The organism is Herbiconiux sp. UC225_62, assembly GCF_042694625.1.
In the GTDB taxonomy this organism is placed as follows: domain Bacteria; phylum Actinomycetota; class Actinomycetes; order Actinomycetales; family Microbacteriaceae; genus Herbiconiux.
Window position 1 is genome coordinate 1,559,721 of record NZ_CP170551.1, and the last position, 15,238, is coordinate 1,574,958.

General features: G+C 70.2%; 13 protein-coding genes. 10 read left to right on the forward strand and 3 right to left on the reverse strand.

Features of this window, described 5'->3' with window-relative positions:
* Positions 1-51: 51 nt before the first annotated feature.
* The 3 genes from ACFJGU_RS07495 (at position 52) to ACFJGU_RS07505 (ending at position 3,757) form a co-directional block, all read left to right on the forward strand.
* Entirely contained in the window at positions 52-1,140 is a 1,089-nt protein-coding gene (locus ACFJGU_RS07495; protein WP_382309044.1) for a LacI family DNA-binding transcriptional regulator, read from the forward strand.
* 113 nt (positions 1,141-1,253) lie between these two features.
* A complete protein-coding gene (locus ACFJGU_RS07500; protein ID WP_382309047.1) occupies positions 1,254-2,882 on the forward strand; it encodes an MFS transporter in 1,629 nt (542 codons plus the stop codon).
* 101 nt (positions 2,883-2,983) lie between these two features.
* Complete coding sequence (locus ACFJGU_RS07505) at positions 2,984-3,757, forward strand: MBL fold metallo-hydrolase (protein ID WP_382309050.1); 774 nt, start codon at positions 2,984-2,986, stop codon at positions 3,755-3,757.
* Positions 3,758-3,906: 149 nt separating this feature from the next.
* Here ACFJGU_RS07505 and ACFJGU_RS07510 read toward each other — a convergent pair whose 3' ends face one another.
* Entirely contained in the window at positions 3,907-5,226 is a 1,320-nt protein-coding gene (locus ACFJGU_RS07510) for an MATE family efflux transporter (protein ID WP_382309052.1), read from the reverse strand.
* 184 nt (positions 5,227-5,410) lie between these two features.
* On the opposite strand from ACFJGU_RS07510, the gene ACFJGU_RS07515 reads away from it, so the two are divergent.
* The 5 genes from ACFJGU_RS07515 (at position 5,411) to ACFJGU_RS07535 (ending at position 10,718) form a co-directional block, all read left to right on the forward strand.
* Positions 5,411-5,839 (forward strand): DUF6325 family protein, encoded by a 429-nt coding sequence (locus ACFJGU_RS07515; protein ID WP_382309055.1) that lies wholly within the window; start codon positions 5,411-5,413, stop codon positions 5,837-5,839.
* 104 nt (positions 5,840-5,943) lie between these two features.
* Positions 5,944-6,300, forward strand: a complete 357-nt coding sequence (locus ACFJGU_RS07520) for an SHOCT domain-containing protein (protein WP_382309058.1) — start codon at positions 5,944-5,946, stop codon at positions 6,298-6,300.
* Between the two features lie 186 nt (positions 6,301-6,486).
* Positions 6,487-7,581, forward strand: coding sequence for an ABC transporter ATP-binding protein (locus ACFJGU_RS07525; RefSeq protein ID WP_382309061.1), 1,095 nt, complete (start codon positions 6,487-6,489; stop codon positions 7,579-7,581).
* Between the two features lie 46 nt (positions 7,582-7,627).
* Positions 7,628-9,640, forward strand: a complete 2,013-nt coding sequence (locus ACFJGU_RS07530; protein WP_382309064.1) for a M13 family metallopeptidase — start codon at positions 7,628-7,630, stop codon at positions 9,638-9,640.
* A gap of 76 nt (positions 9,641-9,716) precedes the next feature.
* Positions 9,717-10,718, forward strand: coding sequence for a serine hydrolase (locus tag ACFJGU_RS07535; RefSeq protein WP_382309066.1), 1,002 nt, complete (start codon positions 9,717-9,719; stop codon positions 10,716-10,718).
* A gap of 20 nt (positions 10,719-10,738) precedes the next feature.
* Here ACFJGU_RS07535 and ACFJGU_RS07540 read toward each other — a convergent pair whose 3' ends face one another.
* Positions 10,739-11,704, reverse strand: coding sequence for a LysR family transcriptional regulator (locus ACFJGU_RS07540; RefSeq protein WP_382309068.1), 966 nt, complete (start codon positions 11,702-11,704; stop codon positions 10,739-10,741).
* 81 nt (positions 11,705-11,785) lie between these two features.
* Between ACFJGU_RS07540 and ACFJGU_RS07545 the strand changes: the two genes are divergently transcribed.
* Positions 11,786-12,874 carry an aminotransferase class V-fold PLP-dependent enzyme gene (locus ACFJGU_RS07545; RefSeq protein ID WP_382309070.1) on the forward strand — a complete coding sequence of 363 codons (1,089 nt, stop codon included), beginning with the start codon at positions 11,786-11,788 and terminating at the stop codon, positions 12,872-12,874.
* Positions 12,875-12,918: 44 nt separating this feature from the next.
* Positions 12,919-14,532, forward strand: coding sequence for a Na+/H+ antiporter (locus ACFJGU_RS07550; RefSeq protein WP_382309072.1), 1,614 nt, complete (start codon positions 12,919-12,921; stop codon positions 14,530-14,532).
* A gap of 113 nt (positions 14,533-14,645) precedes the next feature.
* On the opposite strand, the gene ACFJGU_RS07555 is transcribed toward ACFJGU_RS07550, so the two are convergent.
* A complete protein-coding gene (locus ACFJGU_RS07555; protein ID WP_382309074.1) occupies positions 14,646-15,104 on the reverse strand; it encodes an NUDIX domain-containing protein in 459 nt (152 codons plus the stop codon).
* Positions 15,105-15,238: the final 134 nt, after the last annotated feature.

The following is a 15,238-nucleotide window of genomic DNA, read 5'->3' on the forward strand; positions in this document are numbered from 1 at the left end:
ACCAGCCTATCGAATCGATTCGATCGAAACGATTCGATTACACTGACGACTGTGTCCGCTCCCGAGCAACAGCGATCGACGCTGGCCGACGTCGCCCGTCGTGCCGGAGTCTCCGCGTCCACGGCGTCGCTCGCGTTCAGCGGCGCCGGCCCGGTTTCACCGGCCACTCGGGAGAAGGTGATGGCGGCCGCCCTCGACCTCGGCTACACCGGCCCCGATCCGCGGGCGCGCTCGCTGCGGCAGGGCCGATCGGGTGTGGTGGGCATCGTCTTCGACGAGCGGCTGCTCTTCGCCTTCCGCGACCCCGTCAACATCGCGACTCTGGACGGAATCGCCACCGGACTGGGGGTCGACAGCACGGGCCTGCTGCTCCTGACCGAGACCGGAGCGGTCGGTCCCGGCATCCAATCGGCGGCGATCGACGCGGCGGTGCTGATGGGATGCAGTCCCGTTCTCGACCGGATCGCGGTGTCGCTGCGGCAGCGCGGTGTCCCGCTGGTCTCCATCGAGGGAGGATCGATCGACGGGGTGGTCGACATCGGGCTCGACAACGTCGATTCGGCGGAGCGGATCGCTCGGCATCTGTATGAGCTCGGGCACCGGCACGTGGGCGCGATCACCCTCGCCACCGACGTCGAACGGGAGACGGCACCGATCACGCCGGAGCGCGAAGCCGCGATCACGACCACGGTCACGCGGGATCGACTGGCCGGCAGCCGGCGCGTTTTCCCGTCGCTGACGGCGTATTCGGCCGGCTACAACCTCGTCGAAGACGGCGCGCGGGCCGCGCGGGCACTGCTGGACGTGACGCCGGATGCGCGACCCACGGCGATCATGGCCCAAAGCGACCTGCTGGCGGTCGGCGCTCTGCAGGCGGCCGACGAGCTCGGGCTGAGTGTGCCGGGCGAGCTGAGCGTGACCGGATTCGACGGGGTGCGGATCGACGGACTCACCTCCCACGACCTCACCACGATGGTGCAGCCGGCGGCAGAAAAGGGTCGTGCCGCGGGAATCGCCGTGACGGAGTTGCTGGCGGGGGTCGAGGCGACCTCGGTGCGGTTCGAGTGCGAATTCCATGTGGGCGACACGACCGGTCCCGTGCCGGCTCCCGTCGGCGGGGTCTTCTCCACCACATCCTGACTCCGGAGCGCGGTTCTCCACGATTCCGGTGGCGACGGAGGTGCCGGCATCCGGTGCACTACTGTCGTGCTCAGACGCTCCGGTGAGGCGTCGGGGTCGGGGGGAAGACGAGCATGAGCGAGAAGATCGGATCGACGCAGAACGCGAGCCGAAGCCAGGGAACGGCGCCCGCGCGAGGAACTCTCGTGCTGATCGCGCTGATCCTGGCGGCGGGCGTCGCGAACCTGAACCTCTCGATCGCGAACGTGGCACTGCCCTCCATCGGAGAGGCGTTCGACGCGTCGCAGACGGCGCTCAACCTGGTGGCGGTCGGCTTCTCGTTGGGCCTGGCCGGATCTGTCCTCTACCTCGGCGCCATCGGCGACCGGTACGGGCGGAAGCTCATGCTCGTCATCGGTCTCTCGTTGAGCATCCCCGCGGCTCTCATGGCGGCGTTCGCCCCCTCGGTCGAGCTGCTCTTCCTCGCGCGCGTGCTGGGCGGTGTCGCGGCCGGCATGGCCTACCCCACCACCCTCGCTCTGATCGCGGCGCTCTGGACCGGGCCGAAACGCATCGCGGCGATCGCGCTGTGGTCGGGGCTCGGCGGCGCCATCGCGGCGCTCGGGCCGCTCGCGTCGGGCTTCCTGCTCAGCATCGCCGATTGGGGCTCGGTGTTCCTCATGACACCGCCGCTGGCCGCGATCACACTGGTGCTCGTGATCCTGTTCGTGCCCGCGAAGGTCAACGAGGGCACGGAGCCGGTCGACAATCTCGGTGGTGTGCTCTCGATCGTCCTGGTGGTCTCGCTCGTGCTCGGCATCAACTTCGCAGCGGTGCCGGGGGCGCAGCTGTTCTCGGCCGTCCTCGGCGGCATCGCCGTGGTCGCTGGAGTGGGATTCGTGGTGAGGCAGCGGCGTGTGCGGAATCCGCTCTACGACCTGCACGTGGCGGGCCGGCGCACCTTCTGGGTGGCGGCGGTGGCCGGGACGGTGGTGTTCGGATCGCTCATGGGCGCGATGTACGTCGGGCAGTTGTTCCTGCAGAACGTTCTCGGGTACACGGCGCTCGAGGCCGGGGCATCCATCCTTCCCTCAGCCGTCCTCATGACCGCCACGGCGCCGTTGTCGAGCCGGCTCGTCATCCGGTTCGGCGCGCGGATCGTCTTCCTTCTGGGGTTTTCGAGCTGCCTGCTGGCGTTCCTCACGATGTACTTGTTCTGGGACGTGGGGGCGAGCTACCTCCCGGTGGGGGTGGGGTACGCGCTGATCGGCATCGGCGTCGGGCTCGCCGGGCCGCCGGCATCGCGATCGCTCACCGACTCGGTTCCGGTGCTCCGAGCCGGGATGGCCTCCGGCACGTCCGACCTGCAGCGCGATCTCGGCGGATCGATCATGCAGTCGGTGCTCGGCGCGATCCTCACGGCGGGCTACGCCTCCGCCATCGCCTCCTCGGTGGCGTCGGCGCCGGCGAGCGTGCAGAGCGAGATCACCGGCAGCATCCAGGCGCAACTGCAGAAGTCGTTCGACGGCGCCATCTCCATCGCCGAGCAGTATCCGGAATACGCCGACGGGATCGTCAAGGCGGCGCGCGACTCCTTCCTCCACGGCGCCGATTGGGCCTACGCGAGTGGCATGGCGTTCATGCTCGTCGGCGCGCTCGTCGCGCTCGTGTTCTACCCGGGGCGCGAACGGGAGCACGAACTCTTCCGGCAGTACGCGGAGTCCGACGGGCAGGAGGTACCGGAGGTGGTCGCTGCGAAGTGACGAGGAGGTCACGGGGGCAGTCGGGTCGCCCGCGCGGCGAAGACGACTTCTGACGAGGGGTCTGGTCGACCCGGGGTGACAGGAGCCGGGACAATGGAGGCATGCGTCTCACCGTGCTCGGAACGTCCACGCCGTATCCGCGCCCCGGCAACGCGTGCTCCGGGTATCTGCTGCAGTCAGAGGCGGAACCGGGGGAACGGCCCACCAGCGTGTGGATCGATGCCGGGAGCGGCACGCTCGCCGAGCTGCAGCGGTATCTCCATCCGGCCGATCTCGACGCGATCTGGATCTCGCATCGTCACGCCGACCACACCGCCGATCTGCTCGTGGCCTACTACGCGCTGCGATTCGCGGAGCGGAGCCCCGAGCATCCGATTCCGCTGATCGGACCCGAGGGTCTGCTCGAGCGGATGGCGGCGTTCCTGGGGCCGAGTTCCGTCGACGAGCTGCCGCGGGTGTTCGACGCGCAGGAGATGAGCGGCTGGGGAGGGCGCATGATCGGGTCGCTGCGACTGGAGTGGGGGCCGGTGCAGCACGGCGTGCCCGCGTTCGGACTCGCCGTCAGCGACGGATCGACGCGCTTCGCCTACTCCGGCGACTCCGCGCCGTGCGTCTCGCTCGAGGAGCTGGCCGAAGGAGCCGCAACCCTCCTGGTGGAGGCGGGTTACGACGCGGGCCCGACGTCTGGCGACGACGCGCCTGCCCACCACACCCCCGAGGATGCCGGCCGCACCGCGTCCGCGGCCGCCGTGCCGCGCCTCGTGCTCACCCACATCGCCGGCACCGTGTCTCCCGCCGACGCGGTGTCCCGAGCCTCCGCCCACTTCGCCGGCGAAACCCTCGCCGCGACGCCCGGCGACATCCTCACCGTCTGAGCTACGCCGCGAACTTCTTGCCTCGTCCGGCCCCAAAATCGCCCAAATAGGGCGGGAAGGGGCAAAAAGTTGGGGTGGCGTTGGGGAGTAGGGCGGGACGGGGCAGAAAGTCGAGGGTGGGGGTGGATGTTGCGCGGGGGTGGGCGGGGTCAGGCGGGGGCGCCGGTCACGATCCAGCGGGAGCCGCGGGCGCGGAGGCCCAGGGTCACCGCCCGAGCGCCGATGTAGCCGATGCCGAAAGCCGCCCAGAGCCAGGCCAGGCCGGCCGCGCCCGCGGGGTGCGCCACCGCCACCCACGCCAGGAGCGGCGCGTACACGGCGAGGTTCACCACCCCGGTCACCGCGAGGTACCGAGCATCCCCGGCTCCGATCAGCACGCCGTCGAGCACGAACACGTAACCGCCGATCGGGATGCCCGCCGCCATCACCCACAGGCTCAGCGTCAGCGCCTGCTGCACCTCGGGACTCGGACTGAAGACCGGTCCGAGCACGGGTGCGAGCGCCGCGACCGCTGCACCCAGCACCACTCCCGAGAGAACTCCCCAACGGATCAGCCGCCGTGTCACCGCGTGCACCCGATCGACTTCGGAGGCGCCGAGACCGTGCCCGATCATCGCCTGGCCGGCGATCGCGAGGGCGTCGAGGATGAGCGCGAGCGTCGTGAACACGGTCATCGCGATCTGGAACGCCGCGAGCTGCGTCACCCCGAGCGACGCCGCCACGACGACGGATGCGACGAGTGCGGCCCGCAGGCTCGCCGTGCGCACGAACAGCCATCCGCCGGCGGACGCCGAAGCCGTCACGCCGTCGAGACCGGGCCGGAGAGGCACCCGCGATCGGCGCGCCGCCCGCACCGCGATCACGACGTACACCGCCGCCATCGCCCATTGCGCGATGACCGTGCCGGCCGCCGACCCCGCGATGCCCCACCCGGCGCCGTAGATCAGCAGGGCGTTCAGACCGGCGTTCGCGGCGAATCCGGCGACCGCCACGATCAGCGGGGTTCGGGTGTCCTGGAGTCCGCGCAGGAGGCCGGTCGCCGCGATCACCACGAGCATCCCGGGCAGCCCGATCAACGACACGGTGAGATAGGTGATGGCTTGGTCCGACACCGCCTCCGTCGTGCCGAAGGCGCGCACCAGAGCGCCCGCGAGGGGCCAGCCGATCAGGGCGAGCACCACGCCCACGCCGAGGGCGAGCCACATTCCGTCGATTCCCGCCTTGATGGCACCAGGCTGGTCACCGGCTCCCAGTCGCCGCGCGACCGCGGGCGTGGTGGCGTAGGCGAGGAAGATCAGGAGTCCCACGACGGTCTGCAGGATCGCGCTGGCGACACCCAGAGCGGCGAGCGAATCCTCACCCAGGTGACCGACCAGCGCGGTGTCGGTGAGGAGGAACAGCGGTTCCGCCACGAGCGCGCCGAGCGCCGGCACTGCGAGGCGAAGGATGTCGCGGTCGATCGTCTGCACCCGCTCAGCCTACGGTCGTGCGGATGCTCGCTGCCCGGTCGCGCGGATGCGCCCGGTTCCGTCGCGTGAAACCTCTCGGCTCGCACTCTGGCACCGGCTGAGCCGGACTGGTAACGTGCCGATCGTCGGCCCAGAGCGCGCAGCGGCGCGTGCCTGCGAGCGGCGACGACGACGAGAGGTTCCGATGCCCGAATTCACCTACGGCCCGGTCGAACTGCTGCTCGTCGGCTTCGAAGGGGAACGCCCCGGCCCCGAGGTGGTCGATGCCTTCCGCGACGTGGTCGACGCCGGCACCGTGCGCTTGCTCGACCTGCTCTTCGTCACGCGCTCCGTCGACGGCGACGTGACGCTGCTCGAACTCGAAGACGCGGGAGATGCCGTCGGTCTCGACGATTTCGCGCTCGAGGCCACGGGCCTCGCCTCGGCCGAGGACATCGAGGAGCTGGCCCAGCAGATCCCGCCGGGATCATCGGCCGCCCTGCTCGTGGTGGAGCTGACCTGGGCGAAGAACCTCGCGAGCAAGCTCGCCGGCGGTGGTGGCGTCGTGATCAGCAGTGAGCGCATCCCGGCCCCCGTGGTCAACGAGGTGCTCGCGGCCATCGCCGCCGAGTAGCCGCCGGGCTCAGGTCCACCGAGCGCCCTCCAGAACGCACCTCCAGAACGCACCCTCAGAACGCAGACCCGCAGACTCCGACAGACAGGACGAAGACCATGCCGATGATGAGAAGAATGGGCCGCCCCGGCCTCCTGGGACTCGCTGCCCGCACCGCCGTCGTGGCGGGAACGGCCACCGCGGTGAGCGGCGGAATGCAGCGCCACGCCCAGGCCAAGGCGCAGGAGCAGCAGCAACAGCAGGAGTACGCCGCCGAGCAGCAGCAGGAGCAGATCAACGCCGCGGCCGCCGCCGCCGTGGCCGCGCAGCAACCGGCCGCCCCTGCCGCTCCCGCTGCGCCGGCCGCCCCCGCCGGCGGCACCGACATCATCGCCGAGCTGCAGAAGCTGGCCGCCCTCAAAGAGCAGGGCATCCTGACCGACGAGGAGTTCTCGGCGGCCAAGGCCAAGCTGCTCTCCTAGTCGCACGCGTTCGCGGAGTCGCACGCGTTCCCGGAGTCGCACGCGTTCCCGGAGTCGCGCGCGTTCGCCCCAAGCTGCCAATCCGCCCCCCGTTTTGGGGAATTCCTTCTTTTCGACGTATGTTGCAGTGCACGTAACCCACAACGGATCGTCCGGCACGTACCTGCCGGTGGAAGAAGGACAACGATGGCTTCTGTAACGTTCGACAAGGCGACTCGCCTGTACCCGGGATCGACGGTCCCCGCCGTCGACGCCTTCGACCTCAGCGTCGAAGACGGTGAATTCCTCGTTCTCGTCGGCCCCTCGGGCTCCGGCAAGTCGACCGCCCTGCGCATGCTCGCGGGTCTGGAGGAAGTGAACGACGGCCGCATCCTGATCGGCGACCGCGACGTCACCGACATCCCGCCGAAGGATCGCGACATCGCGATGGTCTTCCAGAACTACGCCCTCTACCCCCACATGACCGTCGCCGAGAACATGGGCTTCGCCCTGAAGATCGCCGGCGTCAACAAGGACGAGCGGGCCGCCCGCGTTCTCGAGGCCGCGAAGCTCCTCGACCTCGAGCCCTACCTCGCCCGCAAGCCGAAGGCGCTCTCGGGTGGTCAGCGCCAGCGCGTCGCCATGGGCCGTGCGATCGTGCGGAGCCCCCAGGTGTTCCTCATGGACGAGCCGCTGTCGAACCTCGACGCCAAGCTCCGCGTGCAGACCCGCACCCAGATCGCCAGCCTCCAGCGTCGCCTCGGCGTCACCACGGTCTACGTCACCCACGACCAGACCGAGGCCCTCACCATGGGCGACCGCATCGCGGTTCTGAAGGATGGTCTGCTCCAGCAGGTCGGCACCCCGCGCGAGCTCTACGCGAACCCGAACAACGTGTTCGTCGCCGGCTTCATCGGCTCCCCCGCGATGAACCTCTTCCCGGCCGACGTCACCGACGGCGGCATCAAGTTCGGCACCGCGACGGTTCCGGTCGAGCGTTCCATCCTCGCGGATGCGGGCAAGGCCGTCACCGTGGGCGTTCGCCCCGAAGACGTCGTCGTCTCGGCCGAGGCGGGCCAGGGCCTGACCGTCACGGTCGACCTGGTCGAGGAGCTCGGCGCCGACGGTTACCTCTACGGTCACTCCGAGGTCGAGGGCAAGCGCACCGATCTCGTCGTGCGCGTCGACGGCCGCGTGCACCCGAACCTCGGCGACACGCTCTACGTCACCCCGAAGCTCGGCCACGTGCACGTCTTCGACCAGACCTCGGGCCTGCGTCTCGGCGGCGCCGTCGTCGACTAGAACCCAGGAAGGCGCGGATGTCGGGGCGCGTGCGTAGAGTTGTCGGGTGACTGAATCCGGCATCGACACCACCGAAATCGACCCCGACATCCGCGCACAAGACGACCTGTTCCGGCACGTCAACGGGAAATGGATCGCCCGCACCGAGATCCCCGAAGACAAGGCCCGGTACGGGTCGTTCTACGTTCTCGCCGAAGAGGCCGAGAGGGCCGTGCGCGAGATCGTCGAAGAGGCCCAGGGCGCTCCGGAGGGCACCGAGGCCCGGAAGTTCGGCGACCTCTATTCGAGCTTCATGGACGAGGAACGCATCGAGAAGCTCGGCGCGACGCCCGTCGCCCCGCAGCTGGCCCTGGTCGACACCATCGACGACGTGTCCGATCTGGCTCGCACGCTCGGCCGTCTCGAGCGCGAGGGCGTGCCCGGACTCCTGCGCCTGTTCGTCGACAACGATCCGGGCAACCCCGAGCGCTACCTCGTGTTCGTGGAGCAGGGCGGCATCTCGCTGCCCGACGAGAGCTACTTCCGCGACGAGAAGTTCGCCTCGGTGCGCGAGGCCTACCTCGGTCACATCCAGCGGATGTTCGAACTGGCCGGCCTCGAGAACGCGCCGGAGCGCGCGCAGCGGGTCTTCGACCTCGAGACCCTGATCGCGAAGTCGCACTGGGACAACGTGCGCACCCGCGACGCGCAGGCCACCTACAACCTGGTGTCGTGGGACGAGTTCCTCGAACTGCCCGGTGATCTCGCGAACGTGCCCGACGCATCCGGAGACGACATCGACGACGATGACGACGCCGACACCTCGCTCTTCGACCTCTGGCGCGACGCGCTCGGCGCCCCCGACGGCGTGTTCGACGAGCTCGTCGTGCGTGAGCCGAGCTTCATCACGGGTCTCGCCGGAGCCCTCACCGGGGCACCGCTCGAGAGCTGGAAGGACTGGCTCTCCTGGCAGGTCATCCACGGCTGGGCGCCGTACCTCTCGAACGACTTCGTGGAGGAGAACTTCGACTTCTACGCCCGCACCCTCACCGGCACCCCGGTGATGCGCGCCCGCTGGAAGCGCGGTGTCTCGCTGGTGGAGGGATCGATGGGTGAGGCCGTCGGCCGCATCTACGTCGAGAAGCACTTCCCGCCCACGGCCAAGGCGAGCATGGACATCCTGGTCGCCAACCTCATCGAGGCCTACCGGCAGTCCATCGAGACGCTCGAGTGGATGAGCCCGGCCACGCGCGAGCGCGCGCTCGAGAAGCTGGCCAAGTTCACGCCGAAGATCGGCTTCCCCGTGAAATGGCGTGACTACTCGACGCTCGTGATCGATCCCACCGACCTGATCGCGAACGTGCGCGCCACGAGCGAGTTCGAGTTCCAGCGCGAGCTGGGCAAGATCGGCAAGCCCCTCGACCGCGACGAGTGGTTCATGACTCCGCAGACCATCAACGCCTACTACAACCCCGGCTTCAACGAGATCGTGTTCCCGGCGGCCATCCTGCAGTACCCGTTCTTCGACGAGTCCCGGGATGCCGCGGCGAACTACGGCGCGATCGGCGCGGTCATCGGCCACGAGATCGGCCACGGCTTCGACGACCAGGGTTCGCGTTTCGACGGCGACGGCCGGCTCACCGACTGGTGGACCGAGGGCGACCGGGAAGCGTTCGAGAAGCGCACCTCCTCGCTCATCGCCCAGTACGACGCACTGGCGCCGGCGCAGGTGCCCGACCACCACGTCAACGGAGCCCTCACCATCGGCGAGAACATCGGCGACCTCGGCGGACTCGGCATCGCCTGGAAGGCCTACCTGCTCTCGCTCGACGGCGCCGAGCCGCCGGTGATCGACGGCCTCACGGGCGCGCAGCGCTTCTTCCTCTCCTGGGCCCAGGCCTGGCAGCAGAAGTCGCGCGACGAGGAGGTCATCCGTCTGCTCTCCATCGACCCGCACTCGCCCAACGAGTTCCGTTGCAACCAGATCGTGCGCAACATCGACGAGTTCTACGATGCCTTCAACGTGGATTCAAACGACAATCTCTGGTTGGACCCAGCTGAACGTGTGACCATCTGGTAACACGCATCCACGCGGTGCGGGTCCGGAGGGGGATGGGGCTCCCCGGGTCCGGCCGGTCGAAGGAGGACATCTGAGCATGCCGGAATCCATCCGACGCCGCGCGCGATCCGAGCGCGAGGAGATCGCGCCGCGCGGTCGCCGGTCGGAGGCCGACGGCGACGGGGTGATCTTCCGCAAGGGCTTCGCGTCGCTCACCGAACTCGCGCTCTCGGGGGTGCAGGTCACGGCCTGCGCCGTCGACACGGCTTCGGGGAAGGTGCTGTTCTCGGTCGACGACCACCTCTCGGTGCCGACGGCCTCGATCGGCAAGGTGCTCCTGCTGATCGAGGTGGCCGCGCGGATCTCGGCGCGCGACGGCTCGGGTTCCGCCCCGGGCGCCGTGCCCCCCGTGCCCGGGTCGGCCGCCGGCGAGACCGGCCCCCGCACCGTGCGCCCGGCACCCGGAGCCGAGGCTCTGAGCATCCTGAACCGCACCGCGCAGGACTCGGTGGGCGATTCGGGGTTGTGGCAGCACCTGCAGGTTCCCGCCCTTCCCGTGTCCGACCTCGCCGCGCTCATCGGCGCCACGAGCGACAACCTGGCGACGAACGTCCTGCTCCGGCGCATCGGGCTCGATGCCGTGCGCGCCCGCGCGGAGTCGCTCGGTCTGCGCCGCACCCTCCTGCTCGACATCGTGCGCGACATACGGGGTCCGGATGACGCGCCGCAGCTCTCGGTGGGTTCGGCGCGCGAGCTGGCGACGTTGTTCCGCGCTCTCGAACGGGGCGAGGTGGTCGACGAGACCACCTCGCGTCTGGTCACCGGCTGGCTGAGTCTCGGCAGCGACCTCTCGATGGTGGGTGGGGCGTTCGGTCTCGATCCCTTCGCGCACACCGGGCCCGACCACGGCATCCGGCTGTTCAACAAGACCGGAACGGATGTCGGCATCCGCTCGGAGGCGGGCGTGGTCGTGGGCCCGCGGGCGGGAGTCGCCTACGCCGTGACCATGCGGTTCAACGACGTCGACCTCCCGGCGCGACTGGGCGTGCTCGAGGCCATGCGCACGCTCGGCACCGACTTCCTGGAGTACGTGTACTGAGGGGCGGGGGCGGGCCCCCGTCAGGCCACCACGGTGCGCAGGAGGCGGAGGGTCTCGCCGACCGCAGGGATCTGGTCGGCGCCGGGACGGGTGACGGCCACGATGATCCGGTGGTCGTTCCCCCGGCTGGGAAGGGCGACGACTCCGGGCGGCAGCGGCGAGGCCGCCCGGGCCAGTGAGGGCAGCAGCGCAACGCCGAGACCGGCGGCGACCATGCTCATCACGGCCACGAAGTTGTCGGTCTCGAACGCGATGCTCGGGGCGAAGCCGGCCCGCGCGCAGGAGTCGAGCAGGTGGGAGCGGCAGCGGGGGCAGCCGGCGATCCAGTTCTCCGAGCGGAGAGCGGCGAGGTCGATGCGGGCGGCGACCGTGTCGACGGGCGCCTCGGAAGCAGCGCTCGCCACCGCGTGCCCCTCGGGCACCAGCACGAGCAGGTCGTCGCGGGCCAGCTCGTGCACCACGAGACCCTCGGCCGACTCCTGGAACGGATCATTGCGGTCGGCGGGGTAATGGAACGCGATCGCGATGTCGCTCACTGCGTCGCGCACGGAGGCCACCGCCGCCGGCGGCTCCGCTTCGAGGTAGGTGAACTGCACGCCCGCGTGTTCCGCGCCCATCGACCGGATGAGGTGCGGCACGATCGTCGACGACGCCGACGGGAAGGCCGACAGCCGCACCTGGCCGGCGCGGAGGCCCGACAGGTCGGAGAGCTCGCCGGCAGCCTCGTCGAGCGCCTCGAGCACCACTCCGGCGTGGCGCGCGAGCACCTCGCCGGCATCCGTCAATCGGATGCCGCGGCCCGATCGGGTGACCAGCGGCATCCCGATGCGTGACTCCACCCGTCGGAGGTGCTGACTGACGGCGGGCTGGCTGAAGCCGAGCACGGCGGCCGCCCGCGTGATCGACCCGTACTCGGCGATGGCCGCGATGACCCGCAGCGTCTGCGAATCCAGGTCGAAGGCGCTCGCAAGGGGCGAGAGAGTCATGACGAAACAATAACGCAGCCTTATGTGAACCATCCGACTCTGGCGGTTGTCGAATGAATCGGGAGCGGGGAGGCTGGGGGCATGAAGACGGAGAGCCCGGTCTCGGTCTCGGCACCCTCAGGGGTGACTCGAGAGGAGCTGGCTGCCCACTTCGACGTGCGGCCCGGCTACCTCGCGGCGTGCGTGATCGGGGTACCGCCGCGGGAAGCTGTCGCGGCTCTCTCGGCCGATCTCGCCACCTGGGCGGAAGGGCACCGCGACCCCGGTGCCTACGGTGCGGCGGTCGAGCGGGCGCGCGACGCGTTCGCGCGATTGGTCTCGGTGCCCACGGATCGCGTGGCGATCGGCTCCCAGGTGTCCGTCTCCGCCTCGATGGTGGCCGCGTCGCTACCGGCGGGATCGGAGGTGCTGGCTGTCGAGGGCGATTTCAGCTCGATGGTGTTCCCCTTCCTCGTGCAGGAGCAGCTCGGCAGGCTGACCGTGCGATGCGTTCCGCTCGAGGAGCTCGCCGCCGGCATCCGCCCCTCGACGACTCTCGTCTCGTTCTCGCTGATCCAGTCGGCGACCGGAGCGCTCGCCGATGTCGACGCCATCGTCGCCGCGGCCGAGCGTCACGGAGCCGCGACCCTCTGCGACACGACCCAGGCGGCCGGTTGGATGCCGGTGGACGCGAGCCGCTTCGACGCCACGATCTGCCACGCCTACAAGTGGCTGTGTTCGCCGCGCGGCGCCTCGTTCATGACGGTGACACCGGCCTTCGCCGACCGACTGGTTCCGGTCGATGCCGGCTGGTACGCCGGCGACGACGTCTGGGGCTCCTGCTACGGACCGCGGATGAACCTGGCCACCTCCGCCCGCCGCTTCGACGTCTCGCCCGCGTGGCCCGCCTGGATCGGCGCGGCACCCACCGTCGAGCTCTTCGCGTCGGCCGACCTCAAGGCCGTGCGGTCGCACTGCATCGGACTGGCCGACGACCTCTGCGATCGCCTCGGTGTGCCGGCGACCGGTACCGCCATCGTCACCTGGCCTGATGCCGACGGCAGCGGCTTCGCGGCCCTCTCGGCCGCCGGGGTCGCCGCCTCGGCGCGGGCGGGCCGGGCACGTGTCGCTTTCCACGTCTGGAACGAGCTCAGCGACGTCGATCGCGTCCTGGCGGCGCTCTCCGCCTGAACGCGCCCTTCCCGGCAGCCCCGATCTTCCTGAAGAATTGGCCGATGGAGGGCCTCCAACTCGTCGTGGTGATCGGAGCCGCCATCATCGGCGGCGGCTGGATCGCGCGCCGGCTCCGGCTGCCGCCCTCCCTGGTGCTCCTGCTGTTTGGTGTCGCGATCGGCTTCATCCCGGTGGCCGGCGACGTGGCGCTGCCGCCCGATCTGGTGCTGCTGCTCTTCCTGCCCGCCCTTCTCTACTGGGAGTCGGTCACGACATCGTTGCGCGAGATCCGGAGCAACCTCCGCGTCATCCTGCTCGCGGCCATCGGACTCGTGCTCGTCACCGCGGTGGGCGTCGGGGCGGCGGCGAGTGCGCTCGGACTGCCGTGGCCCATCGCCCTCGCACTCGGCGCCATCCTCGCCCCGACGGATGCCACGGCGGTCTCCTCCGTGGCGCGTGGCCTACCGCGCCGGCTCCTCACCACCCTCCGGGCGGAGAGCCTGATCAACGACGGCACCGCGCTCGTGCTCTACTCCGTGGCGATCGGCGCGGCGGTGAGCGGAACCGGGATCGAGATCGGCCCCGTGGCCCTGGAGTTCCTCTGGTCGTACGTCGTGGCCATCGCGATCGGTCTGGCCGTCGGTTTCGTGGTGGGGTGGCTGCGGCGCTTCGTGCGGGAGCCGTCGCTCGCCAATACTCTCATCGTGCTCACGCCGTTCGTGGCGTTCCTCCCGGCCGAGCTGCTGCACGCCTCCGGGGTGGTGGCCGTCGTGGTGTGCGGGCTGGTGTCGAGCCACCTGCCCGACGTCGACGCGTCGGCCGTGGCGCGGCGACAGGGGTTCGGGTTCTGGGAGGTGGCCACGTACATCCTGAACGGTTCGCTCTTCGTGCTGATCGGCATCCAGTTCCACCTCATCGTGACAAGCATCGACGCCGTCGACTGGCCGCTCACCCTGCTGTTGTCGGGGGTGGCGATCGTGCTGGTGCTGGGCATCCGGCTGACCTGGTTCAACACGGTCCCCTATGTGTTGCGCGCCGTCGATCGGCGGCCGGCCCAACGCGCTCGGCGGGTGCACGCGCGGCAGCGATTTCCGGGTGCGTGGGCGGGCTTCCGCGGGGCGGTGTCGCTCGCGGCCGCCCTCGCCCTGCCCCTCGAGACCGCCGACGGCACGCCGCTTCCCTACCGCGAGACGTTGATCGCGGTGACGTTCGCCGTCATCCTCTTCACCCTCGTGGTGCAGGGACTCTCCATGCCGGCCGTGGTGCGCTGGGCGCGGCTCCCGCCCGATCCGACGGAGGAGTGGGAGAACCTGCTGGCGGAACGCACGGCCCTGGAGGCGGTGATCGACCAGCTGCCGCGCGTGGCCGAGGAGAGCGGGGCGACTCCCGCGGTGAGGGATGCGTTGCTGGAGGAATACCGCTCGCGACTCGACGCCGTGTCGCAGCAGATGAGCGACGACGACAAGACGGTGCGGATGCTCGACGAGGAGCTCACCGGGGACGACGGCGAGAGCGCGCTGCGGCTGGCGGTGCTGCCGGTGAAGCGGCGCGCGATCGCCGCGCTGCGGGATTCACGGCAGATCGATGACGTGGTGCTCCGGCGGATCCAGGCGCGGCTCGACGCGGAGGAGATCCGGCTCGAGGCGCGCTCGCGGGACCTCGACGAGGAGGTCTGAGGGCTCGCACCCGCGCCGGGTCGCGCGACGTGTCGCTTGAGGAGCGCTGACGGAGCACTTCGCGCTACCGCGCGGCGGGTGGGGGCTCAGGAGGCATGCGTGGCGGGTGCGACTCAGTCGATGAGGCCGAGCGCGTGCAGGCGGCGGAGGGTCTCGGCGCCGGCGGGCGGGCAGCGGTGCTCGTCGGCCGAGCCGACCCAGTGCACCGCATCGACCTCGCTCGACGGGCGCGGCGCATCCGGTGTCGACCCCTCGAACACCTGCATCTCGACGAGGCGACCCTCAGGCTCGCCGTGTGCCTGCACGGTGACGGTGAAGAGCGGATGCACGTTGGCCGCGTCCACCCGCACGCTCACCTCCTCGAAGGCCTCGCGCACGGCGGCCTCGGCGGCGGTCTCTCCGGGATCGATCTTGCCGCCCGGCATGTAGTAGACGTCACGGGCGCGAGCGGTGACCATGAGCACCCGGCGCTCGCGAAGGAGCGCCAGCGCGGCCACGCGGATGGTGGGGAGCCGGGCTGCGTCTTCGGCGCCGGGGGTGGTGCCTGACGTGGTGGCGGGCCTGTCCGTCATCCCACCCGCTCCGATCGGCGCCCGCGGGCAGCGGTCGCGGCGTTTCGGGAGGAGCTGCGTGACACGAAGGTCTCTGGGAGGGGTCGTGCGACGCAGGTCCTCCCGAAGTGGGCGGCAGGACGGGTCGTGAGCCA

Coding starts and splice junctions, on each gene's coding strand:
- ACFJGU_RS07500 (WP_382309047.1), top strand. CDS start 1,254: ATGAGCGAGAAGATCGGATCGACGCAGAACGCGAGCCGAAGCCAGGGA.
- ACFJGU_RS07505 (WP_382309050.1), top strand. CDS start 2,984: ATGCGTCTCACCGTGCTCGGAACGTCCACGCCGTATCCGCGCCCCGGC.
- ACFJGU_RS07515 (WP_382309055.1), top strand. CDS start 5,411: ATGCCCGAATTCACCTACGGCCCGGTCGAACTGCTGCTCGTCGGCTTC.
- ACFJGU_RS07520 (WP_382309058.1), top strand. CDS start 5,944: ATGATGAGAAGAATGGGCCGCCCCGGCCTCCTGGGACTCGCTGCCCGC.
- ACFJGU_RS07525 (WP_382309061.1), top strand. CDS start 6,487: ATGGCTTCTGTAACGTTCGACAAGGCGACTCGCCTGTACCCGGGATCG.
- ACFJGU_RS07535 (WP_382309066.1), top strand. CDS start 9,717: ATGCCGGAATCCATCCGACGCCGCGCGCGATCCGAGCGCGAGGAGATC.
- ACFJGU_RS07540 (WP_382309068.1), bottom strand. CDS start 11,704: ATGACTCTCTCGCCCCTTGCGAGCGCCTTCGACCTGGATTCGCAGACG.
- ACFJGU_RS07545 (WP_382309070.1), top strand. CDS start 11,786: ATGAAGACGGAGAGCCCGGTCTCGGTCTCGGCACCCTCAGGGGTGACT.
- ACFJGU_RS07550 (WP_382309072.1), top strand. CDS start 12,919: ATGGAGGGCCTCCAACTCGTCGTGGTGATCGGAGCCGCCATCATCGGC.
- ACFJGU_RS07555 (WP_382309074.1), bottom strand. CDS start 15,104: ATGACGGACAGGCCCGCCACCACGTCAGGCACCACCCCCGGCGCCGAA.